General features: G+C 64.0%; 20 protein-coding genes. 2 read left to right on the forward strand and 18 right to left on the reverse strand.

Features of this window, described 5'->3' with window-relative positions:
• Positions 1–53: 53 nt before the first annotated feature.
• The 17 genes from B2P87_RS17450 to pqqA all read right to left on the reverse strand — a co-directional run bounded on the left by B2P87_RS17450 (position 54) and on the right by pqqA (position 17,408).
• Positions 54–935, reverse strand: coding sequence for an IclR family transcriptional regulator (locus tag B2P87_RS17450; protein ID WP_349678063.1), 882 nt, complete (start codon positions 933–935; stop codon positions 54–56).
• Positions 922–2,262, reverse strand: a complete 1,341-nt coding sequence (locus tag B2P87_RS17455) for a TRAP transporter large permease (protein ID WP_141892007.1) — start codon at positions 2,260–2,262, stop codon at positions 922–924. The genes B2P87_RS17450 and B2P87_RS17455 overlap by 14 nt, the downstream gene beginning before the upstream one ends.
• A gap of 41 nt (positions 2,263–2,303) precedes the next feature.
• Positions 2,304–2,798, reverse strand: coding sequence for a TRAP transporter small permease (locus B2P87_RS17460; RefSeq protein ID WP_058286204.1), 495 nt, complete (start codon positions 2,796–2,798; stop codon positions 2,304–2,306).
• Positions 2,799–2,859: 61 nt separating this feature from the next.
• Positions 2,860–3,930, reverse strand: coding sequence for a C4-dicarboxylate TRAP transporter substrate-binding protein (locus tag B2P87_RS17465; RefSeq protein WP_141892006.1), 1,071 nt, complete (start codon positions 3,928–3,930; stop codon positions 2,860–2,862).
• 174 nt (positions 3,931–4,104) lie between these two features.
• Complete coding sequence (locus B2P87_RS17470; protein ID WP_141892005.1) at positions 4,105–5,625, reverse strand: class I adenylate-forming enzyme family protein; 1,521 nt, start codon at positions 5,623–5,625, stop codon at positions 4,105–4,107.
• Between the two features lie 23 nt (positions 5,626–5,648).
• Positions 5,649–6,653 carry an NAD(P)H-dependent flavin oxidoreductase gene (locus tag B2P87_RS17475; protein ID WP_141892004.1) on the reverse strand — a complete coding sequence of 335 codons (1,005 nt, stop codon included), beginning with the start codon at positions 6,651–6,653 and terminating at the stop codon, positions 5,649–5,651.
• 10 nt (positions 6,654–6,663) lie between these two features.
• Positions 6,664–7,443 (reverse strand): oxepin-CoA hydrolase, alternative type, encoded by a 780-nt coding sequence (locus B2P87_RS17480; protein WP_141892003.1) that lies wholly within the window; start codon positions 7,441–7,443, stop codon positions 6,664–6,666.
• A complete protein-coding gene (locus B2P87_RS17485; protein WP_141892002.1) occupies positions 7,440–7,865 on the reverse strand; it encodes a PaaI family thioesterase in 426 nt (141 codons plus the stop codon). Before B2P87_RS17485 ends, B2P87_RS17480 begins: the two co-directional genes overlap by 4 nt.
• Positions 7,866–7,868: 3 nt before the next feature.
• Complete coding sequence (locus B2P87_RS17490) at positions 7,869–8,999, reverse strand: acyl-CoA dehydrogenase family protein (RefSeq protein ID WP_141892001.1); 1,131 nt, start codon at positions 8,997–8,999, stop codon at positions 7,869–7,871.
• Positions 9,000–9,013: 14 nt separating this feature from the next.
• Positions 9,014–10,210: an acyl-CoA dehydrogenase family protein gene (locus B2P87_RS17495; RefSeq protein WP_141892000.1), complete on the reverse strand. Its 1,197-nt coding sequence runs from the start codon at positions 10,208–10,210 to the stop codon at positions 9,014–9,016.
• 12 nt (positions 10,211–10,222) lie between these two features.
• Positions 10,223–11,401, reverse strand: coding sequence for an acetyl-CoA C-acyltransferase (locus B2P87_RS17500; protein ID WP_141891999.1), 1,179 nt, complete (start codon positions 11,399–11,401; stop codon positions 10,223–10,225).
• Positions 11,402–11,412: 11 nt separating this feature from the next.
• On the reverse strand, positions 11,413–13,506 hold the full coding sequence (locus B2P87_RS17505; RefSeq protein WP_141891998.1) for an FAD-dependent oxidoreductase: 2,094 nt from the start codon (positions 13,504–13,506) through the stop codon (positions 11,413–11,415).
• Positions 13,507–14,279: 773 nt separating this feature from the next.
• Entirely contained in the window at positions 14,280–15,365 is a 1,086-nt protein-coding gene (gene pqqE / locus B2P87_RS17510) for a pyrroloquinoline quinone biosynthesis protein PqqE (protein WP_141891997.1), read from the reverse strand.
• Positions 15,362–15,649, reverse strand: a complete 288-nt coding sequence (gene pqqD, locus B2P87_RS17515) for a pyrroloquinoline quinone biosynthesis peptide chaperone PqqD (RefSeq protein ID WP_141891996.1) — start codon at positions 15,647–15,649, stop codon at positions 15,362–15,364. The genes pqqE and pqqD overlap by 4 nt, the downstream gene beginning before the upstream one ends.
• Positions 15,646–16,398, reverse strand: coding sequence for a pyrroloquinoline-quinone synthase PqqC (gene pqqC, locus B2P87_RS17520; protein WP_244940763.1), 753 nt, complete (start codon positions 16,396–16,398; stop codon positions 15,646–15,648). The genes pqqD and pqqC overlap by 4 nt, the downstream gene beginning before the upstream one ends.
• A complete protein-coding gene (gene pqqB / locus B2P87_RS17525; RefSeq protein WP_141891995.1) occupies positions 16,395–17,279 on the reverse strand; it encodes a pyrroloquinoline quinone biosynthesis protein PqqB in 885 nt (294 codons plus the stop codon). The genes pqqC and pqqB overlap by 4 nt, the downstream gene beginning before the upstream one ends.
• Before the next feature lie 21 nt (positions 17,280–17,300).
• Entirely contained in the window at positions 17,301–17,408 is a 108-nt protein-coding gene (gene pqqA / locus B2P87_RS17530) for a pyrroloquinoline quinone precursor peptide PqqA (RefSeq protein ID WP_027236494.1), read from the reverse strand.
• 138 nt (positions 17,409–17,546) lie between these two features.
• On the opposite strand from pqqA, the gene B2P87_RS17535 reads away from it, so the two are divergent.
• Together B2P87_RS17535 and B2P87_RS17540 are read left to right on the forward strand one after the other, a co-directional pair.
• Positions 17,547–19,631: a 4Fe-4S binding protein gene (locus B2P87_RS17535; RefSeq protein WP_141891994.1), complete on the forward strand. Its 2,085-nt coding sequence runs from the start codon at positions 17,547–17,549 to the stop codon at positions 19,629–19,631.
• Entirely contained in the window at positions 19,628–20,530 is a 903-nt protein-coding gene (locus tag B2P87_RS17540; protein WP_141891993.1) for an FAD:protein FMN transferase, read from the forward strand. The genes B2P87_RS17535 and B2P87_RS17540 overlap by 4 nt, the downstream gene beginning before the upstream one ends.
• Positions 20,531–20,536: 6 nt before the next feature.
• Here B2P87_RS17540 and B2P87_RS17545 read toward each other — a convergent pair whose 3' ends face one another.
• Entirely contained in the window at positions 20,537–21,439 is a 903-nt protein-coding gene (locus tag B2P87_RS17545) for a substrate-binding periplasmic protein (protein WP_141891992.1), read from the reverse strand.
• Position 21,440: the final 1 nt, after the last annotated feature.

Here is a 21,440-nt window from a genome sequence, read left to right on the forward strand (position 1 = left end):
CACATCCGTTCGGGAACAGTTCTGCCGAAAGGCGCGGAAGCGCTTGGGCAGCCTTATCCCTTTACCACTAGCGCCGATTGCTGGCCTGTCATCCTGCGGACCTCAGCCACTGCCTCGGCGAGTGCCGGGCCAACTTCTTCGGAGATCCGCTGGTCAGACAGCTGCTGTGAAGTGGAGCTTGCCAGAAAAGCCACCGGCTCACCCAAATCAGACGGACGGTATGGCACAGCAGCGGCGTTGATGGTCTCGGAAAACCGGTCTTCGCCTCGCACCTGGGTGTAGCCTTCAGCCAGGATCTCACCGTGCGCGGCAGTTCTGATTGCCGCAAACTCCGCCAGCAGGTCTTCGGGCTCATCCCCGCGGCTCTCAAGAAAGCGGGCAAATTCCTCATCGCTGAGCGCCCCCAGATACGCTTTGCCGCTGGAAGAAGTATGCAACGGCATCCGGTAGCCGACATCCAGCCAGATCGAGGAAGAGTTCACCGGCCGCCAGGCTCTGGTGAGCAGCATCCGCCGGTCGTCCTTGATGCTGATCGCTGTCAAGGTACCTGTTGCATCCGCCAGCCGCTGCATCACCGGCGAAGCAATCTCTACAAAGGCAAATGAGGCTGCCGCGATGTTCCCCAGCGCCAGAGCCGCCGGACCCAGGCGGTATTTGTCGTGCCGCCGTCCATGTGTCAAATATCCAAGCGCACACAGCGTGAAGGTCAGTCTCGACACTGTCGGGCGCGGGATGCCGGTGCGTTCGGAGATTTCAAGATTTCCCAATCCGTCATCGGTGGGACGGAATGCCCTCAGGATTGTCAGACCCCGCGCCAGTGTGTTGGCAAATCTTTTATCCGATGAATCGGCTGGCATTGCATTCTCTGTGTCTGTTTGGGGTCGCGCCCGTTCCGGGCTGCCGCTGTTCACCAGCCGGATACTACTGAACCGCATTTGACAGTACCAGAGAGATTGACGGGAAAGCCACCAGCAGCAGCAGCACGACCACGTCAATGCTGAGGAACCGCCAGATGCCGGAAAACACCATCCCGACCGGGGCATCCTTGCCGACGACATTTGACAGGACAAAGACGTTCAGCCCCACAGGCGGCGTAATCAGGCCGATCTCAAGCAGCTTCACCACGACCACACCAAACCAGATCAGGTTCAGCCCGTAGGACTCCACCAGCGGCACGACCAGCGGCAAGGTCAGGACCATGATACCGATCGGATCCAAGAACATTCCCAGCACCAGATAGACTGCGCAGATCGCAAGAAGCAGCGCAGCCGTCGAGAACTCAGCCTCAGAAACCCACTCCACCAGCGCCGGCGCCATTCCAGTCAGCGCGATGGCCGCAACAAATATCTTGGCACCCGCTGCCACAAAGAAAATCGCGGCAGTTTGCACACAGGTTTCCCGCACAGCCTGCCAGATTCCGGACAAATCCAGCTGCCGCTGCGCGAGGCCGATCAGCATGGTCAGAACCACGCTCACCGCCGCTGCCGCGGTAGCGGTAAAGTAGCCGCCGTAAATCCCGATCACAATTACCGCAAAGATAACCGCCGCGGGCCAAGCCCTGCGGAACGCTTTCACCTTGTCCGCTATGCTGGCCGCTTCGCCGCAGGCGGGCACCGCCGACGGGTCCGCTCTGATCCACATCGCGATTACCAGAACAAAACCGGCCAGCGTCAGCAGCCCCGGCAGGATGCCGGCAATGAACAGCTTGTTCACCGAGGTCTCGGTAAAGATCGCATAGATGATGAACAGGATGCTCGGAGGGATCAGAGAGCCAAGTGTGCCCCCGGCAGCGACGCTGGCGGTTGCCAGCCTTGGATCATAACCAAGGCGCAGCATTTCAGGCGTGCAGATTTTACCCATGGTCGACGCACATGCCAGACTGGAACCGGTAATCGCGGAAAACCCGCCGCACCCCATGACCGAGGCTACCGCAATGCCGCCTCGCACCCGCAACAGCCAGACCTTTGCCGCATCATACACCGCCGTTGTGATTCCGGCACGGTAAGCGATATTGCCCAGCGCAATAAACAGCGGGATCATCGACAGGTCAAAGGAATGCAGCAAGTCGAACGAGTTGTTGAAGACCAGAGCCGATGTGGCCCGGAACGCGCGCTCCGGCAAGAAAGTACCGGTCCGGAAGGCGAAAATCGAAAAGGCCGCCACAGACGCCACGCCGATCAGGGCAAAGGCAATCGGCACACGAATGGCCAGGAGGACAAGCATTACAGCAAAGGCCACAAGGCCGATCAAGGCAGGATCCACGGTCAGTCTCCTCGGCAGATCTTTATGTTTTCAGATGGATTTCAGTTTCCGTTCGGGGCGATTTCGCCGCCGCGCAGCAGCGCCAGGCCATCGGCTGCGGCCATTACGGCAAGCCGCAACCATGCCAGCGCGATGCCCAGCACAAAGGCCAGACGCCCCGGCCACTGCGGCAGGTTCAGGTCACCGTAAAACACGTTGCCGGTCTGCCATTGGTGCAGGAAATCCCTGCCGCCGGAATACAGGATCGGCGACAGCGCCATCAGCCCGAACAAGGTGCCGAACACTGTCAGCCACCCGGACACGCGCGGCGGCAGCGCTTGTGTCAGGAACTCCACTGCGATGTGCGCGCGCTGCGCAGTTGCGGCAGCCAAGGGCATCACAATTGCCAGAACCATCAGTTCGCGAACGATGACAATGGTGTCCGGCACAGCGCTGCTGAACACATTGAGTGCCACAACATCCGCAAAGATCAACAGCGCCAGCAAGATGATGGCTGCTGCCGATACATCTACAAATACACGTTCCAGCCTGCTCATAGTCGCATCCTCCCTGGAGTTGCCGGGCAGCCCCAGCCGCCCGGCTCTTGTTTGGCCTGGCTCAGTTGCTGCGCATCCAGGGGTAGCCCTTGGCTTCGAATTCCGCAGTGTATTGAGCCACCGCAGCGATATAGGTTGCCATCAGCCGGTCCGCATCCAGGCCGACGCTGCGGGCATTTTCCATCCAGTCGGCAATGAAGGGTTCGGCTGCGGCATTGAGCAGTGCCTTGTCAGCCTCGCTCAGCTCGATGACTTCGATCTGGCGGGCGGTGCCGCCTGAGATCATCGCCTGCATTGCCTTGTCATTGGCACCCGTCACAATCTTGGCGAACTGGTCGGCCAACTCCTCGCCCGCCTGCATCAGAACCTGCTGCTGGCCTGCCTCCAGGCTGTCAAAGACCTGCTTGTTCATGAACATGCCATAGCCGCCGATCTGACCCCAATTCAGGACGGTGTAGCTGTCGATCACCTCCTCCCATTTGAGTGACGGAATGATGTAGTCGTACCCCTGGCTGCAATCGATCAGCCCAGTATCCAGGCCCTGATACGCCTCATAAACCGAGAGGTTCACGGGGGTTGCACCCATTTCTCCGAAGACCTTGCCGTAAACTCCAGCGCCGCGGACCTTCTTTCCCTTGATGTCCGAAACCGAACGGATCGGTGCACCGGTGCAGGCCACGTTCACAGCCGACGCGGTGAACGTGCCGATGTATACGAGGTTCTGGCGTGCAAGGTGCTCGGTGATCTGGGACTCTGAGCGCATAAGGTGGTCAGCTGCACGCATTGCAACCCAGGCATTTGGTCCGCCAATCGGAAAATCAGCCAGTGAATAGGCCGCCATCCCCTTCTGGAAATAGGCCGCGATGATGGAGCCTGCGTCTGCAACCCCGTCGCCGATCCCCTGCAGCGCCGCGCTCGCCTTGAACAGCGCTCCGCCCCACTGGACGTCCATCCGCAAATCGCCGCCGGACAGCTCGCCGATCCTGCTGTTATACCACTTCAGCGCCGCAGGAACCGTGCCACGGTCTGGACCACTGTGGCCGTAATAGATCACGGTTTCCGCAGACGCTGCGGTTACCCCAAGGCTGGCTGCAATGGTCAGCCCTCCCAGAAAATTTTTCACCATTCCCATGACTGGCCTCTCCTCCTCCAAAGTCACTTTATATATTTCACTATGTGGAATTATGATCTCACGTCTAGAAATTTATTCCACATACCAGAATTTTAGGGCATGTCCGCGTTTACCGCGCAGCGGATCAGCAAGCCCGCTTCTGCCCTTCCGCAGCCAAACAACGGAATCAGCGGTTCACACGACCACGTCCAGCTCGCTGGCGAATGTTTCGATCAGCTTCGCCTTCAGGATTTTCCCGGTCGGCGCAGCAGGCAGCGCCTTGGCCACAATAATCCGCGCAGGCCGCTTGTAGGGCGCCAGCCGGTCATGCAGAAAAGTCTTCAGCTCTTGTTCTGTCACGCCGCTGCCAGTGGCGGCGCTGACAAAGGCCAAAACCTCCTCGTTCCCTTCGACAGACCGCCCCACGACGCTTGCCACGACCACATCCGGATGCTCGGTCAGGGCCGCTTCAATTTCGACCGGGTAGACATTGAAACCGGACCGGATGATCAGCTCCTTGGTGCGCCCGGCAATATGCAGCCTCCCTTCATCGTCAAACCGGCCCAGATCGCCGGTGCGGAAAAACCCGTCCTTTGTAAAAGCTGCTGCGGTCTGCTCCGGGTCGTGGAAGTAGCCCTTCATAACCTGCGGGCCGCCCACCAGGATTTCGCCGATCCCCTCTTCGGGGGTGGCGCCCGCTGCGTCCAGATCAAGCTTGAGGCTGCATTCCCCCATCGCCAGACCGACGCTGATGTCAGGATCGCCAATGCCGTTACGGGTCGCACAAACACCCGCTGCGCCCTCGGTCAGCCCGTATCCGTTCTGCAGCGGCAGGCCATAAAATGCCTCTGCCTCGCGTTTCCAAGCCGGATCCAAGGGCGCGCCGCCCGAAGACACAAACCGCAGTTTGTGCCCGTCATAGCGCGGCTTGCCGTGGGAGCGGGCATAGTTGAACAGATGCGCATGCATCTGCGGCACTGCAGGCAGCAGAGTGACATCCTCCTGCAGTGCTTTATAAAGACGCTCTGCCGAGAATTGCGCCTCCATCCGCATCGCTGACTGCGCAAAGGTGACCGAAAGCATAGTCACCAGCCCGAAGATATGGCTGAGCGGCAGCGCCAGATAGGTCACATCCGAGTTCTTGATGCCCCGCACCTCTGCCGAGGCCGCGGCCCCTGCAATAAGGTTGGCGTGGGTCAGCATTGCCGCTTTGGGAGTGCCGGTGGTGCCCGAGGTGTAAAGCAGCAAGGCAAGCTGTTCGCGCCCGTCCTCTGACACCGGCTCCGGAGAGGCTCCTGCCCGGGGCATCAGGGCCGCAGCACCAAAGGCGCCGTGAACATTCTGTGCCCCATAGTGGCCCGCGTGGGCACGCGCCGCTTCGGATGAAGCCGCTGAAAACAAAATGGCGCTGGGATCGGAATGCGCAATGATCCGGTCCAGTTCCGCCGTGGTCAGCCGGGCGTTGATGGCTACAGCCGACGCGTCCAGCATGCTTGCGCCAAAGAAGAACGCAATCGCCTCGGCACAGTTCTCGAACACCAGCACCACGCGGTCGCCTGCCCGAACACCCGCTGCCTTCAGCTGCGCCGCCGCGGCCAAAGCCGCTTCGAGCATTTCCAGCCAGCTCAGGCGGCGGCCATCCTGATCCGCAAGCGCCAGGGCATCCGGGCGGGTCTCAGCTGCTGCTTCCAGCAGCCCATGTACACGGTTGTGCATGTCACTTCTCCTCCCATTTGCCATCACGCTGCCACACCCAGCCGCGCAAATGCCGTCAGCGCCTCGGCTTCCAGCCTGCCGACGATTTCGGCAAACGGTTCCACCTCATCGACAAAGCCCAGCGCGTGGCCTGCCGACAGCAGGCCTTGGGACACGTCGCCGGTTGCATAGGCATTGCGCCCTATCTTGCCGGACACGTGCTGAAGCAGCTCTTGGATACTGATTTCGGGGTTGTCGCGCTCAAGCCGGGCGACTGTTTCAGTGGTCTGGTTGCGCAGGCTGCGAACGGTGTTGCGGACGGATTGCATCGTCAGCTGAGTGTCCAGCTCGCTTGCGTCAATCATCGCTTGTTTATAGTCCGGATGCGCGGTCAGCTCACTTGCAACCAGGAACCGGGTTCCCATCACCACGCCCGAAGCTCCCATCACCAGCGCTGCCAGGATCTGCTTGCCGTGACCAATGCCACCGCCGATCAGCCAGGGGATGGTCAGCCGGTCCCCCGCCAGACCCGCATTGACCATGCTGCCGATCATGTCCATGCCGGGGTGCCCGCCGCATTCGGCCCCGACGATCGAGACCATGTCGACCCCCACCTGCTCGGCCTTCACCGCATAACGCAGGCTGGGCACCTTGTGCAGCACAGTGATCCCAGCGTCCTTTAGGATCGGCATGAACGCCTCCGGGCTGCGGCCCGAGGTTTCCACAAACTGGATGCCTTCGTCTGCGATCAGGCGGAACACTTCTTCGGTTTTCTCCCCAGGAACCAGCTTGGGGATCATCGAGACATTGACCCCAAAGGGCTTGCCGCCGCACATCTCGCGGCAGCGGCGGATCTCGGCACGGAGGTCCTTCGTTTCGGGGAAACTGGCGGCGGTGATGAAAGAAATGATTCCAGCCCGCGCCGCTGCGGACACGTACTCGGCATTGGCAAGCCATTGCAGGCCGCCCGCCACAACCGGCAGGCGGGTGCCATAAGTCCGGGTCACGGGCGTGTCGAAAATCGCCGGCAGTGCAGAAGAATGCATCATTTCGGTCTCCTTACCGGAATACTGGGGATGTTTTTGTGAGAAAGGCACCAATGCCCGCCTGGGCCTCGTTTCCGCCGAGGGCTTTGGCCATGGCATCGCGTTCATGCGCGAGCTGCTCTTCGAAGCTGGCGGTTTCCGCCTGATTGATCAGACCCTTGATAACGGCGATCGCCGTCTCAGGCCCTTTGGCAACGGCGGCCGCCAGCGCCTCGGCTTGTGCTACTGCGGTGCCTGCGGCGGCCAGTTCGGTTATTGCACCCAGCTGGTGCATGCGCTCGGCGCTCAGCGGCTCGGCCAGCATCGCCATCCGCGCCACGGTCGCCCGCGGCAGCGCCTGCGTCAGTGCATAGGTAGCGCCGCCATCCGGCACCAGGCCCGCTTTGACATAGGCCAGGGTGAACTGCGCCCTTTCTTCCGCCACGATCATATCCGCCGCCATTGCCAGCGACAGACCGGCCCCTGCCGCGCCGCCTTCCACCGCCGCGATGACAGGTTTGGGGCAGGTGCGGACGGCTCGGATAAGGGCATTCAGCTTGCCGATCTGCACCTGGCGTGCCTCATAGGGCATCTCACGGCGTTCCTTCAGCATGTTCAGATTGCCGCCGGAACAGAAAAATCCGCCTTCCCCGGCCAGGATCACTGCCGCAATTGCTGGATCAGAAGCCGCCCTCGAAAGACCGTCCTGCAGACCCTGGTAGTATTCATACGACAGCGCATTTCGCATCGCCCTGTTGCAGTTCCAGATAATCAGGGTCCCGCCGCGGACCTCATGCCGGTAAAGCGCGCTCATGCCGCTGCCTCCGTTCCTGTATTCCGCATCCGCTTGAAGACCCCGGTGGACGCCGCGATCAGCCGGCCCTCTGCGTCCCGCAGATCGCAGGCGACAAACTTGGTTGTCCTGCCGCCGCCGGTAATCCGGCCGGATGCGCGCACCGCCCCCTGCCGGGCCAGCGCCATGTAGCTGACGTTCAGCGAAAGGGTTACAAAGGGCGTCAGCCCTTGCGGATCACAGGACAGGCTGGCGGTGATCCCGCTGGCGGTATCCAGAAGCGTTGCTGCGACCCCGCCATGCAAGCTGCCTTGACGGTTCAAATGCAGCGGGAAAATCTCCATCATGCAGTGCGCCTCAACTGCCTCTGCATTGATTTCGACGTCATAGCCCATTGCCTGAAACAGAGGGATCAAGGGTCTGTCGAGAGGCATCGCCGGCATGTGTCACCCCGCCTTGAGCGCGATAAAGCGCTCTAAATGATAATCCGTGTCGCCGAACAGATGGTCGATCATCGTCAGGCGGCGGGCGAAATGGGACAGCGCGTATTCATCGGTCATGCCGATACCGCCATGCATCTGAATGCATTCCTCGGCCACCAGCGCCCCGGCCCGGCCAATGAGGTTCTTGGCGGCGCTGGCGTGGATTTCGCGCCGGCCGCGCGGCTGATCCAAGTTGCCCGCCAGGTTGATCACAGCCGAGCGCGCTTGTTCCACTTCGATCAGCATATCCGCCATCCGGTGCTGCAAGGCCTGGAATTTGCCGATCGGCATGCCGAATTGCCTGCGTTCCTTCAAGTAGGTGAGGGTCAGATCCTTGGCCGCCTCCATCGCGCCCAGCGCTTCGGCGCAGATGGCTGTGAGGCCGCGGGCAACAGAGGCTTCCAGCGCCTCCAGCCCCTCTCCGGCAGCGCCCAGCCGCGCCGTGTCCGCCAGCCGCACATCATCCAGCGCAACCGTCGCAGACGGGATGCCGTCCATATTGCGGTGGCCGCTGACAGTCACGCCCGGCGTGTTCACCGGCACCAGAAACAACGAAATACTTGCCGCATCCGCCGCAGCGCCGCCCTCTCGCGCCGACACCACCAGCGACTGCGCCTCTGCGCCATACAGCACATGGGTCTTGATGCCATTCAGAACGATGGCATCGCCTTCGGCAGCCGCCGTGGTCTCCACATGGTTCAGGTCATAACGCGATCCTGTTTCGCCCTGGGCCAGCGCCGCCACATGGGTTCCGGCGATGATCTCATCCACCAGCACTCGCTGCCGTTCATTGCCGAGGGCCGCGATCAGCCCGCCTGCCAGCGCTGCCGGCAACACAGGCTCAATCACACCGGCACGGCCCAGCTCTTCGAACACCACCATCAGGTCAAAACCCTGGCCGCCGAACCCCCCCTGACCCTCGCTGAACATGGCGCCCAGCACACCCAATTCGGCCAATCCCGCATAGATCCCGGCGTCATAGGGCTCACCCGCTGCAATCATCGCGCGGCGGTTCTCATGCGCGTATTTGTCCGCCAGAAACCGCTGCAGCGTATCGCGGAGCATCATCCGTTCTTCGGTCAGATTGAAATCCATGTCGCCTGCTCCCGTTACAGCCCCAGAATGGCCTTGGTGATGATGGTGCGCTGCACCTCGTTCGAACCGCCAAAGATCGACAGCTTGCGCATGTTGAAATATGAGGGCGCCGCTGCCGCCGCATGATCCGGACCCAGCGCCGCTGCATTGCTGCCGCCATCCAGAAAGTCAGGCTGGAACGGCAGCGCATCCGGCCCCATGGCGCGGCGCAAGAGCGACGTCAGCTCCTGCCGGATCACCGTGCCCTTGACCTTGAGCATCGAGCTTTCAGCGCCCGGCGCCTGCCCGTTGGCCGCAGCCGAGACCACCCGCAGATTGGTGGTCGCCATCGCCATCAGATCAATCTCCGCCTGCGCTATCCTGGCCGCGAAATGCGGGTTCTGCGCCAATGGCCGGCCGCCGGAATTTACCCGCGCGGCCACGTGTTTCAGCGTCGTCAGCAATGCGTTGGAGAACCCCACCCCGGCAATATTGGTGCGCTCATGGGTCAGCAGGTACTTGGCATAGGTCCAGCCCTTGTTCTCCTCGCCCACCAGGTTCTCCGCAGGCACCCTGACATTGTCAAAGAACACTTCGTTCACCTCCGGCTCGCCGTCGATCAGCACGATGGGGCGCACCGTGACGCCGGGGGTGTCCATGTCGATCAGCAGGAAAGAGATCCCTTCCTGCTTCTTGGCGTCCGGATCGGTCCGCACAAGGCAGAAAATCCAGTTCGCGTGCTGGCCCAGCGTGGTCCAAGTCTTCTGGCCATTGACCACATAGTGATCGCCGTCACGCACCGCGCGGGTCTTCACTGCCGCCAGATCGGACCCGGCGCCCGGTTCGGAATAGCCCTGGCACCACCAGTCCTGCCCGTTCAAGATACGCGGCAGGAAGCGCTGGCGCTGCTCCTCCGAGCCAAAGGCCAGCAGCACCGGCGCCAGCATCGACAGGCCAAACGGCAGGCTGCGCGGGGCATGGGCGAGGCAGGCTTCCTCCTCAAAGATATGGCGCTGCACCGCATTCCACTCGCAGCCGCCATAGGCCCGCGGCCAGTTCGGGGCCAGCCAGCCTCGCGTATGCAGCAGGCTGTGCCACAGCTCGATGTCCGCCTTGGCCAGCCGCTTGCCCAGCCGCACCTTTTCGCGCAGCTCATGCGGCAGGGTATCCTCCAGCCACTGGCGGACCTCCGTCCGGAACGCCTGTTCTTCTCTGGTGTAATTCAAATCCATCGCGTAGGCCCCTCAGAAGATTTCAAACAGGCCGGCCGCGCCCATGCCGCCGCCGATGCACATGGTGACAACGCCCAGTTTGGCACCGCGCCGCCGCCCTTCCAGCAGCAGGTGCCCGGTCATCCGCGCGCCGGTCATGCCAAACGGGTGGCCGATCGAGATCGAACCGCCGTTGACGTTGCAGATCTCCGGGTCGATCCCCAGCCGGTCGCGGCAGTACAGCGCCTGCGAGGCGAAGGCCTCGTTCAGCTCCCACAGATCAATGTCGCTGACCGTCAGCCCGTGCCGCTGCAACAGGCGCGGCACCGCATAGACCGGGCCGATGCCCATTTCATCCGGCTCGCAGCCTGCCACGGCAAAGCCCTTGAAGGCGCCCAGCGGCTCGGCGCCTTCCCGTTCGGCCGCCGCGCTGTCCATCAGCACCAGCGCCGCCGCCCCGTCGCTGAGTTGCGAGGCATTGCCGGCAGTGACGAAATGCCCCTCGCCCTGCACCGGGGCCAGACCAGCCAGCCCCTCCAGCGTGGTGTTCGGCCGGTTGCAATCATCCATGGCAATGGTCACCTCCTTGCGGGTGATCTCGCCACTTTCCTTGTCCTTCAAGGCCTGTGTCACAGTGATTGGCACGATCTCACCGTCGAACTTGCCTGCCGCCTGCGCCGCTGCTGTGCGCTGCTGGCTGGCCAGCGCCAGCTCATCCTGTGCGGCGCGGCTGATGCCATAGCGTTTGGCGACGATGTCGGCGGTCTGGATCATTGGCAGATACAGCTCCGGCTTATTCTCCAGGATCCAGGCTTCCTGCGCCTGCGGCGGCCGTGCGGGCGGCATCTGACTGATGCTTTCCACCCCAGCGCCGATCGCGGCCGGCGCGCCCTCCATCACAATCGAATGCGCCGCCATTGCAACCGCCTGCAAGCCCGAGGAGCAGAAGCGGTTCACTGTGGCTGCCGAAACCGACACCGGCAGGCCCGCGCGGATCACGGACTGACGGGCGATGTTGGACCCGGTCCAGCCCTCAGGGTAGCCGCAGCCAACCAGCGCGTCCTCGATCAGATCCGGCGCAATACCTGCGCGCTGCACCGCGTGGCTGATCGCGTGGCCGGCCATGGTGGCGCCATGGGTTTCATTGAAGGCGCCGCGGTAGGATTTGGCCAGTCCGGTGCGCGCGGTGGAGACGATGACCGCCTGTTTCATAAAAAGCTCCTTCAGGTATTGAGGCTGGCAAATGTCCGGCCTTCGGCGGCCAGACGCTCCAGCAGCGGCGCGGGTTGCCAGAAGATCGGATCTTCCTCGTGAAAACGGCTGATATCCTGCAGGATCCGGTCCAGCCCGGTGGTGTCGGCATAATGCATCGGCCCGCCGCGCCAGCGCGGAAACCCGTAGCCGTTCAGCAGGGTCACATCCACATCCAGCGGCCGCAGCGCAATGCCGTCGCCGACCACGCGGGCGGCCTCGTTCACCATCGCGGCCATGTAACGGCTGATGATGTCCTTTTCGCCAATGCTTCGCGGGGTGATGCCCTTTGCCGCACGCTCAGCGGCGATGATTTCTTCCACCTCCGGGTCCGGCCGGGCTCTGCCTGCCCCATCTTCGTAAATGTAGAATCCGCGTCCGCTCTTTCGCCCGAACCGGCCCAACTCGCACAGCCGGTCGGCAAATTCCGGATAAAGCTCGCGCGGATCGCGATAGCGGGCAAGGCGTTTGCGGTTAGCCCAGCCGATATCCAGTCCTGCCAGATCTCCGACGGCAAAAGGCCCCATGGCCAGGCCGAAGCCAGTCAGTGCCCTGTCCACCGCGTAGGGGCTCGCCCCGGCCAGCACCATTCCATAAACGGCCTTGCTGTAATGCGACAGGATCCGGTTGCCGATAAACCCGTCGCAGACCCCGGCACGCACCGCCACCTTCTTCAGCCGTTTTGCCAGCGCAAATCCAGATGCGACCGCATCAGGAGCAGTTTCAGCGCCCACCACCACCTCGAGCAGCCGCATAACATGCGCGGGCGAGAAGAAATGCAGCCCGATTACGTCCTGCGGGCGGCTGGTCATCGCGGCGATCGCATTCAGATCCAGATAGGAAGTGTTTGACGCCAGAATGGCACCGGGCCTGCAGACCTGATCCAGCCGGGTAAACACGTCCTTCTTAACGTCCATGCTCTCGAACACGGCCTCGATCACCAAGTCAGCCGGTGCGAAATCCTCGAAACAGGTGGTGGTGCGGAAATACGCCGCCAGAATGGCCTCACGCTGCGTACCGGCCAGTTTGCCGCGATCCACCGCATTGCCCAGCATCTGCCCGACACTGGCTGCGGCCTTGGCTGCCGCCGCTTCATCGCGCTCGGCCAGGGTCACATCCAGTCCGCTGAGCAGGGCGCTGACAGCAATTCCCGCCCCCATAGTGCCGCCCCCGACAACCCCGACACGCCTGATCGCGCGCGGCTCCACGCTTTCAGCCTCCGGCAGTTTTCCAACCTGGCGTTCGGCAAAGAAGGCGTGGATCAACGCTTTGCTTTCATCAGATGCCATCAGGTCCTGAAACAGCGCGCGCTCTTTCTTCAAGCCCTCGCCGAACGGCAGTGTCATTGCTGCCTTCACGGCCTCCAAACAGGCCAATGGCGCAGTCGCCCCGCGAGCCGCCTTGGCCGTTTCTGCTGTGATTGCCTCCAGCTCCGCAGGCTCCAACCGGTTGCACGGCAGACTGCCGGCCCGGCGCGGCTCCTTGCCTGCCGCGATCAGTTCGCGGGCAAAGGCAACCCCTTCGGCGCAGGCATCGTTGCTGCTCCCAATCCGGTCAATCAGCCCTAGGGACAGCGCTGCATGCGTATCAACGGGTTTGCCGCCAGTGATCAGCCGGGCCGCATCTGCAGCCGGGATCAGCCTCGGCAAACGCTGCGTTCCACCAGCACCCGGCAACAATCCCAGTGAAACTTCCGGCAGACCGAAACGGGTGCCCTTCACTGCAACACGGTAATGCGCACCCAATGCCACCTCCAGCCCGCCGCCGAGTGCGTTCCCGTGCATCGCTGCGATGACAGGCACTGGCGCTGCCTCGATTTCGCTGATCAGATCCGGCAGGAACGGGGCTTGGGGCGGCTGGCCGAACTCGCGGATGTCTGCCCCGGAAAAGAAGCTGCGCCCCGCGCAAAAAATAACGACCGCGCTGGTCTGCGGCTTGTTCAGCGCCGCGCGCAAACTGTCCCGCAACCCAGCACGTACCGCGTGCGAAAGAGCATTCACCGGCGGGTTGTCTACCCTCACGACCGCAATGCCGTCGTCGAGTGTCAAATTGACTAGGTTCCCCATCTCTTCCCTCGCCCGTTGTTCGCAGAGTCTCTTGGTTTAGCTTTGGTACCCAGCCCGACCTATAATTTCAATATGTAAAATTACATTTCTATTTGCGGAATTATATGAGCGCGGTGCTGACTCGGCGTTGCACCCGCCGCTACCACCTTCCGGGGACCGGAAACGGCTGCTCCAGCTGAAAAACCAGCATTTCCGGGACTATTCAGGTACCCCCGCTCGCGCAGCGCACCGGCGTGGCGCGCCCGGCATGTCTCGGCAGCGCCTGGATGAGCCGGGTGTCCACGCAGCGCTCCAGCGGATGCATTTGGGAGTAACTTTCGTCATCTGGTGGCACGATCTCCGCAGAGCTCTAGAGCCAGGCCGCAAATCGCTTGCAAACCCCCAAGTGGCAGGTCTGCAACGGCGGCCCGGGATAACGTGCCGGCATTTTCGCGCACATGAGTGAGCGAAGAAGTGCAGCCGGTGCCAGATACTGACCAGTCACGGGGAAAAACTTTGTCTGCCGGGGGAGGATTGCCTCGGCCAACAGCACGTACCCGGCTTTCGACACCGCGAAACGAGCCCCGCTTCAGCCCAGTGCAATCAACGCAGAGCCCCTATCGCGGAGTGGTTTACTGCAAGCGCAGATAGTGAACCTATCAATGCCGGGCACGCCTCATCGCAGCTTCCGTGAAGCTGCCGTTCGCTCCCATTTGCAGCATTTCTCTATGATGCACGGCCGCAGAGGGACATGCCAGGACGCCCTGGAAAACCGCGGCCGCAGCCGGTGTGCTTCAGCCAGCAGCGCTGCGGTAGACAAGAGCTGTATCAGCCCGGCTTCCGCCCGCTTCGAGAAGTTCAAGCACGGCCTGATGCCGGGGCGACTTGCGGCAGACGGGATCGGTTGCGCCAGCGTCCCCTGCCAGGGCCAGCGCCTGGCAGCGGCAGCCGCCGAAATCGGTGTCCTTGCGGTCGCAGCTGCGGCAGGGCTGCGGCAGCCAATCGGTGCCGCGGTAGGCATTGAAGGCCGCACCGCCGTACCAGATCGCCGCCAAAGGTTTACCGCGGACATTGTCAAAGTCCAGATGCGGGATGGTCTGGGCCGCATGGCAGGGCAGCACGGTGCCGTCCGGCGCGATGTTCAGCCCGGCCGTGCCCCAGCCCCCCATGCAGGCCTTGGGGTAATCCGCATAGTAGTCGGGCGGCACGAAATCAAACGCCAGCACCCCGCGCAGCCGCTGCTCGGCCTCGGCAACGATGCGTTTGGCGGCCTCTGTCTGCGCGCGGGTCGGCAGCAGCTGCGCCCGGTTGCGGGACGCCCATCCGTGGAATTGGACGCAGGCAACCTCAAGCCGCCGGGCGCCCATTTCGACAGCCATTTCGATGGTGCGCTCCAGATCGTCCAGATTGTGCCGGTGCATAACGGCGTTCAGCGTCAGGGGAATGCCCCGGGCCTTGATTTCGGCCGCGATCTTCATCTTGCGGTCAAACCCGCCCTTGTAGCCGCCGATCCAGTCCGCGAGCTCTGCAGTTGTGCCTTGCAGGGACAGCTGGATGTGGTCCAGCCCTGCGGCCTCCAGCGCATCCAGCCGCTTGGGCGTCAGGCCGATGCCGCTGGTGATCAGGTTGGTGTAAAGCCCGCAGCCCTGTGCCGCAGCGGTCAATTCCGTCAGGTCTGGGCGCGCGGCAGGCTCGCCGCCGGACAGGTGCAGTTGCAGGACGCCCAGTTCGGCAGCCTGGCGGAAGGCATCCGCCCATTCGGCGGTGGTCATCTCCGCCTCGCGGCCCAGCAGGTCCTGCGGGTTAGAGCAATAGGGGCAGGACAGCGGGCAGCGGTGCGTCAGCTCAGCCAGCATCGCGATGGGAGGAGGCACGGTCATGACCGCACCGCCAGATACATGCGGGCCCGCAGCCCGGCCAGGAAGCGCTGCACGTCCCCGGCGATCTGCTCCGCCGGGGCATCGTATGCCTCCGCCAGACCGGCAACGATTTCCTTGAACGAAGCGCTGCCATCCACCCGCGACAGGATCGCCTCGCCGATGGCATCCAAAGCAATGGCCTTTTCCGGGCAGAGCAGCACTGTGCCGCCCCGCACCTTATCCGTAATCATCCGCACCCCGCGCGGCAGATAGGGGCGGTCCTTGGGGGCAAGCGCCAGTGTCATGTCAGCCCCTCGCCCGGCTGCCAGGCGCCCGGCGGGATCCGCCCCGGCTCCACATAGGCGCCCCAAAGTGCATCCAGCTGCGCCCACAGGACATTGGTCTTGAAGATCAGCGCCTCGCAGGCGCCGTCTTCCTTTTCCGGGGTGTTGGCCTTCTCCAGCACCCAGGCCAGGCCGAATTTCACGTCTTTCGGCGCCTCAGTCAGCCGTTTGCGGAAATAGGACAGGCTGGCGGCATTGGCAAAATCGTAGTGCTGCAGCAGGCCTTCGATCCGCCGTTCGTGGATGGAGGGGGCGAACAGTTCCGTCAGCGACGAGGCCACCGCCTGCAGGAGCGGCATGTCGCGGACATAGCGGATATAGGCGTCGACAGCGAATTGGGTGGCCGGCAGCACGCCCCGGCCGGAGGCCACGTAGTCAGGGTCCAGCCCGACCGCTTCGGCCAGCCGCAGCCAGCGGCGGATGCCGCCGCCCTCGCTGATGCCGCCATCATGGTCTTCGATCCGGCTGCGCCAGGCCCGGCGCATGGCGGGATCAGCGCAGCGGGACAGAAAGGCCGCGTCCTTCATCGGGATCGCCGCCTGATAGGCCCAGCGGTTGATCACCCAAGCGCGGACCTCGTCGGGCGAACACTCCCCGCCGTGCAGCCTGTGGTGAAACGGGTGCTTATCGTGGTAGCGCGCCGCGCCGATGGCGCGCAGGCGGGCCTCAAGCGGCTCTCTGGCGGGCATTTCCCGGGGGTAGGCATTCATAGGGCGATCTCCATCCCATCCGCTGCAATTGTCCACCCGGCGGCCAGCACCTGCGCGCGCTCGGCGCTGCCGGGCTGCCAGACGGGATTGGTGTTGTTGATGTGAATGAAGGTCTTGGCGGCATCCACACTCCGCAAGCTGGCGATGGAGCCTTGGGGGCCGCTGATGGAGATATGCCCCATTCGCTGGCCAGTCTTGGTACCCGTCCCGCTCTGGATCATCTCCTGATCGTGCCAGAGCGTGCCGTCAAAGAAGATCTGATCGGCATCTGCCAGTATCTCCAGCAATTCAGCGGAGACAGCGGAACAGCCGGGGATGTAATAGGCGGTTTTCGTGCCGTCGCTCAGCCGAACGCCGACGGTCTGCTCGCCCATCAGATCCGTCTCCACCTGCCCGCCTTCCAGGAACAGCGGCACCTTGCCGGGCACCGCGAAGACCGTTGCCTGCAGGCCCGGAAGCAGCTCGAAGCCCTCGCTCAGCCGCACCGGATGGTGGCCAACAGCCGCCGGGAGGGCGTTGAACACCGGGTTGGCCGCCAGCACATCCAAGAGGCCGGCCGTGGCGAACAGGGAAAACGGCGATTGCTCCCGCAAGGACAGCAGCCCCGCGATGTGGTCAATGTCGCCATTGGTCAGCAGCACTGCGCGCAGCGGGCTGTGGCGCAGCGACTGCGGGTGCATGGACGGGCAGTTCTGCAACTGAACACGGATGTCGGGAGAGGTGTTCATAACCGCCCAGTTCTGCCCGTCCAGTGTCACGGCCAGCGAGGACTGGGTGGCGGAAGCGATCCTGCCGAGACGCGCGTCCCGGCAGTTCCGGCAGCCGCAATTCCACTGCGGCAGACCGCCGCCCGCTGCCGCGCCAAGAACCAGAAACCGCATGGCCGTTTTCCTGTTTCGCGATCAGAACAGATCGGGTTCGTATTCGCGGCCCTCGTCCTCGGACGGGGAGTACATGTTGATTTCCATGCCGCAGTTGATTTCTTTCAGTTTCGGGGCAGACCAGGCCATTGCATCCTCCTTTGCTGGCTTTAATCCCGTCAGCCTACCCCCCCCGTCCCCGGCCCCGGTATTGGCCTTTGGTCGTAGGGACGGTCTCAGACTTTGGTCCAATGGCACGGGGCGTATATGCCCGGCAGACTGCCAGCCATGCGCGTATCCCGGCTCATACTCTGGCTTCAGGCCTGGCTGTTTGCGGCCAGTGCGCTGGCGGCGTCACCATTACCGCGCGAGGAAATCAGCGCTCTGATCATGCCGCCGTTCTCCCTGGGGGAGCCGGTGAACGGCAAGGGCGTCTATACCCTGCTCAACTCCGGCGGGGCGGAGGCGGGCTATGCCTTCGAAACCGAACCCCTTGCCCCCCTGCCCGGGTTTTCCGGCGCGCCGGTCAACGTGCTGGTACTGCTGGACCTGGATGGCAATTTTCTGGATGTCCGGCTGATCAGCCATAACGAGCCGGTCTTTGTCTCAGGGCTTGGCCCGGCCCCGTTCCACAGGTTCTTCGAGCAGTATCCCGGCCTGTCGGTCTTTTCGGCGATCACCGTCGGCACCCCCTATGGCGAGACAGATTCCGGCTCATCGCTGGTCTATCTCGACGGGGTGAGCAAGGCGACCGCGTCGGTGCGGATCGCGCATGACTCGGTGATGGCCGCCGCGCTGGCGGTCGCGCGCGAGAAGATGCACGGCGTCATCACCGCCCCCCCGGCCCGGCCGGACCCGGACCACAGCGAGCCGCTGGACTGGGCGGCGCTGGTGGATCAGGGGCTGGCCACCCGTGCCACCGTCTCCAATGCGGAGGTAGACGCGGCGTTCGCCGGCACCCTCTGGGCCGATGACGATCCGGAGGCGCAGCAGCACCCCGAGGCGCCCTATCTGGATCTCTGGATCATCGACCTCGGGCCGCCGTCAATCGCTCAGGCGGCACTGTCGCGCGCCGGTTACGACGAGCTGCAGGATTTCCTGGCGATCTCCCCCGAAGATGAGCCGCTCTTGCTGATCGAGACCGGCCGCCACGGGCTGGTCAGCCCGGAGTTCATCCGCAACACCGCCCCGGACCGGGTGTTTGCAACGCAGAACGGACTGCCGGTGGCGCTGCGCGACAGCGACCTGCTGGTCGAGCTGTCGCCGGATCTGCCCGAGCCTTTGCACGACGGCACGGCAATGATCCTGCGGGCCGACCGCCGCCTCGGCTTTGACCCGGCGCAGGCGTGGACCCTGCACGCCCAGGCGGTGCGTGCGCATGGCATGTTCCAGCCCGAAACCGGCACCGTGGAATTCCCTGCCACCCACCGGACCCCCGAACGCTTTTTCCTGCGGGCCGAGACCCTGGCGCCGGTGCCGCCCTGGCTGGAGGCACTGCGCAGCCGCCGCACGGACCTGATCGTGCTGGGCGTGCTGCTGACCACGCTGACCGCCGCACTGCTGCTGGCGCAAAGCCGGATCGCCGCCCGCAAGACCCTGACCCCGCTGCGGCTGACTGTGCTGGCGGCTGTCACTCTGTTCATCGGCTGGTGGGGCCAGGGCCAGCTGTCCATCGTCACCGTTCTTGGCGTGCTGCGCGCCACGGCCGAGGGCGGCAGCTTTGCCTTTCTCGCCTACGACCCGTTTTCGCTGCTGATCTGGGGTTTTGCCATCCTCGGGCTTGTCTTGTGGGGGCGGGCCCTGTTCTGCGGCTGGCTGTGCCCGTTTGGCGCGCTGCAAGAGTTCGCCCACCATCTGGGCCGCAGGCTGGGCGTGCCGCAAACGGGCCTTTCGCCGGCCTGGGACGGGCGGCTCAGGTATTTGAAATACGGCGTTCTGGCCGGGCTGGTTTCGCTGGTTTTCCTGGCGCCCGCGCATGTGGACACCGGGGCGGAGGTCGAACCCTTCAAGACCGCCATCACCACATTTTTCCTGCGCGAATGGTATTTCACAGCCTACGCCGTTTTCTGGCTGGCGGCGGGGCTGGTGCTGTTCAAGCCCTTCTGCCGCTACCTGTGCCCGCTGGGCGCGGCCATGGCGGCAGGCGGGCTGCTGCGGCGGCGCAACTGGATCGCCCGGCGCGCCGCCTGCGGCAGCCCTTGCCAGCTGTGCCGGGTGAAATGCGCCTATGGCGCGATCAAACCATCCGGCGCGGTCCGCTATGACGAATGCTTCGGCTGCCTCGACTGCGTGTCGATCTACGATGACCCGTCCCGCTGCGTGCCGCTGATCCTGTCGGCGCGCAAGAAACAGCAGCTGGAGGCCGCGGAATGAGCGCCAAACTGACCCGCCGCCGGTTCCTGGCTATCTCTGCCGCCGCCCTTGGTGCAGCGCCACCGGCGGCGCGGGCCGCGCCCGTCACCTGGCAGGGGTTTGCCCTGGGGGCCGAGGCGCGCCTGACCATCCATGCGCCGCCGCCGCTGGCAGACCGGGCAATTGCCGCCGCGCTATCGCAGCTGCGGCAGGCCGAACAGCTGTTCAGCCTCTACGATCCGGCCTCCGCGCTGTCGCGGCTGAACCGGACCGGGGTTCTGAAGAACCCGCCCCCGTGTTTTCTGGATCTGGCCCGGCTCTGCACCCGGATGCACGCGGCAACGGCAGGAGTGTTCGACCCCACGGTCCAGCCGCTTTGGCAGGCGCTGGCGCGCGGAGACGGAGTCCGCAAGGCTGCCCGCCTCTGCGGCTGGCACAAGGTGTCGGTGACAGCACGGGAAATCCGGCTGGCGCCGGGCCAGGCGCTGACCTTCAATGGCATTGCCCAGGGCTATGCCACCGGCATGGTCCGCGCCGCGCTTGGCCGTTTGGGGCTGGAGCGGGTTCTGGTCAACGCCGGCGAGTTTGCCGCCCTCGGCGGCCCGTTCCGCATCGGGCTCGCCGATCCGGAGCACGGCGTCTTTGCCGCCCGCAGCCTGACCGGCCGCGCCATCGCCACCTCCAGCCCCGGCGCGCTGCGGCTGCGCGGCGCCGCGCATATCCTGCACCCCGCGCTTGACCGGCGGCCGCTATGGGCCACCGTCAGCACCGAGGCCGGAAGCGCCGCGCTGGCGGATGCGGCCTCCACCGCCTTCTGCCTGATGAGTGAACGTGAAATCAGTGCCGCGCTGGCGCGTCTTCCGGGCGGCACCAGCGTTACCCTGCTGGCACAGGATGGCAGCCACATAACGCTGGGATGAACGGGATCAGCGCAGCTCAGGCGGACGGTGGCTGAGGCCGTGGGCCGCAAAGATGGCGGCAATCCGGCCGTCCTGCAGCGCGGCGGCAATAGCATCTTCTACCGCATAGGCCAGCGGGCGGTAGGAAAAATGCACCGCCACCCCGGCGGTCCAGGTGCCCGCGGAGAAGCCGGGCAAAGGCGGCGAGTGGACGGCGGTCTGCGCGGTCAGCCCGGCCTCCAGCTGCGCCAGCGGCCCCATCGCGGCCTTGGTTTCAGCCCGGTCCAGGCCTGCCATTGCCGCTGCCGCCGTCGGGTAGCGGCGGATATTGCCGCTCAGCTGGCCGCCGGGAAAGGCCGAAAGGTAGAAGTCGGCGATGGAATCATTCTCCACCGCGACGCTGTCGAAGCGGAAATAGGCGGGCAGCGGCGGGTCTTCGGGATAGGCGTCCCGGCGGTAGGCGATAGCGACCTCCTCGACGTGGTACTGGCCGGTGAACACCACCTGTTCGACCCGGCAGGCAAATTCGCTGTCATAGGGCACATGCAGCATGACGTTGGCGACGCTGCCGCCCACAATCGGTCCTTTCCAGATCCAGTTGCGCAGGTCCGCGTCCAGATTTTCGCCCGCCGCGACCAGGGTGAACCGGGCCTCGACCCCCAGCTCCGCAGCAATCAGCCGGGCGAGGTCGATGTCGGCGCCTTTGATGCGTCCCGCCTCCTCGTAGGACCAGGGGGGAAAATCCTCGTAGGCCGCAAAGGTGATGAAGCCGCGCTCGAGAATGGTCTCAAGATCCTGCCCGACGATATCGCGCGAGGCGTTCTGCGGCTTGGGCTGCGGCACATGGTCCGCACAGCGGGTCTGCCCGGCCTGCGCCCAGCCGCAGGCCAGCGCCGCAATCGTAAGGAAACCGGCCAGCTGCTGTCTCATG

The organism is Leisingera sp. UBA4491 (assembly GCF_002388965.1).
Taxonomy (GTDB): domain Bacteria; phylum Pseudomonadota; class Alphaproteobacteria; order Rhodobacterales; family Rhodobacteraceae; genus Leisingera; species Leisingera aquaemixtae.

Coding starts and splice junctions, on each gene's coding strand:
- pqqA (WP_027236494.1), bottom strand. CDS start 17,408: ATGGCCTGGTCTGCCCCGAAACTGAAAGAAATCAACTGCGGCATGGAA.
- B2P87_RS17450 (WP_349678063.1), bottom strand. CDS start 935: ATGCGGTTCAGTAGTATCCGGCTGGTGAACAGCGGCAGCCCGGAACGG.
- B2P87_RS17460 (WP_058286204.1), bottom strand. CDS start 2,798: ATGAGCAGGCTGGAACGTGTATTTGTAGATGTATCGGCAGCAGCCATC.
- B2P87_RS17485 (WP_141892002.1), bottom strand. CDS start 7,865: ATGCCGGCGATGCCTCTCGACAGACCCTTGATCCCTCTGTTTCAGGCA.
- B2P87_RS17500 (WP_141891999.1), bottom strand. CDS start 11,401: ATGAAACAGGCGGTCATCGTCTCCACCGCGCGCACCGGACTGGCCAAA.
- B2P87_RS17490 (WP_141892001.1), bottom strand. CDS start 8,999: ATGGATTTCAATCTGACCGAAGAACGGATGATGCTCCGCGATACGCTG.
- B2P87_RS17540 (WP_141891993.1), top strand. CDS start 19,628: ATGAGCGCCAAACTGACCCGCCGCCGGTTCCTGGCTATCTCTGCCGCC.
- pqqC (WP_244940763.1), bottom strand. CDS start 16,398: ATGAATGCCTACCCCCGGGAAATGCCCGCCAGAGAGCCGCTTGAGGCC.
- B2P87_RS17470 (WP_141892005.1), bottom strand. CDS start 5,625: ATGCACAACCGTGTACATGGGCTGCTGGAAGCAGCAGCTGAGACCCGC.
- pqqD (WP_141891996.1), bottom strand. CDS start 15,649: ATGACACTGGCGCTTGCCCCCAAGGACCGCCCCTATCTGCCGCGCGGG.
- B2P87_RS17545 (WP_141891992.1), bottom strand. CDS start 21,439: ATGAGACAGCAGCTGGCCGGTTTCCTTACGATTGCGGCGCTGGCCTGC.
- pqqE (WP_141891997.1), bottom strand. CDS start 15,365: ATGACCGTGCCTCCTCCCATCGCGATGCTGGCTGAGCTGACGCACCGC.
- B2P87_RS17465 (WP_141892006.1), bottom strand. CDS start 3,930: ATGGGAATGGTGAAAAATTTTCTGGGAGGGCTGACCATTGCAGCCAGC.
- B2P87_RS17535 (WP_141891994.1), top strand. CDS start 17,547: ATGCGCGTATCCCGGCTCATACTCTGGCTTCAGGCCTGGCTGTTTGCG.
- B2P87_RS17495 (WP_141892000.1), bottom strand. CDS start 10,210: ATGGATTTGAATTACACCAGAGAAGAACAGGCGTTCCGGACGGAGGTC.
- B2P87_RS17475 (WP_141892004.1), bottom strand. CDS start 6,653: ATGATGCATTCTTCTGCACTGCCGGCGATTTTCGACACGCCCGTGACC.
- B2P87_RS17480 (WP_141892003.1), bottom strand. CDS start 7,443: ATGAGCGCGCTTTACCGGCATGAGGTCCGCGGCGGGACCCTGATTATC.
- pqqB (WP_141891995.1), bottom strand. CDS start 17,279: ATGCGGTTTCTGGTTCTTGGCGCGGCAGCGGGCGGCGGTCTGCCGCAG.
- B2P87_RS17505 (WP_141891998.1), bottom strand. CDS start 13,506: ATGGGGAACCTAGTCAATTTGACACTCGACGACGGCATTGCGGTCGTG.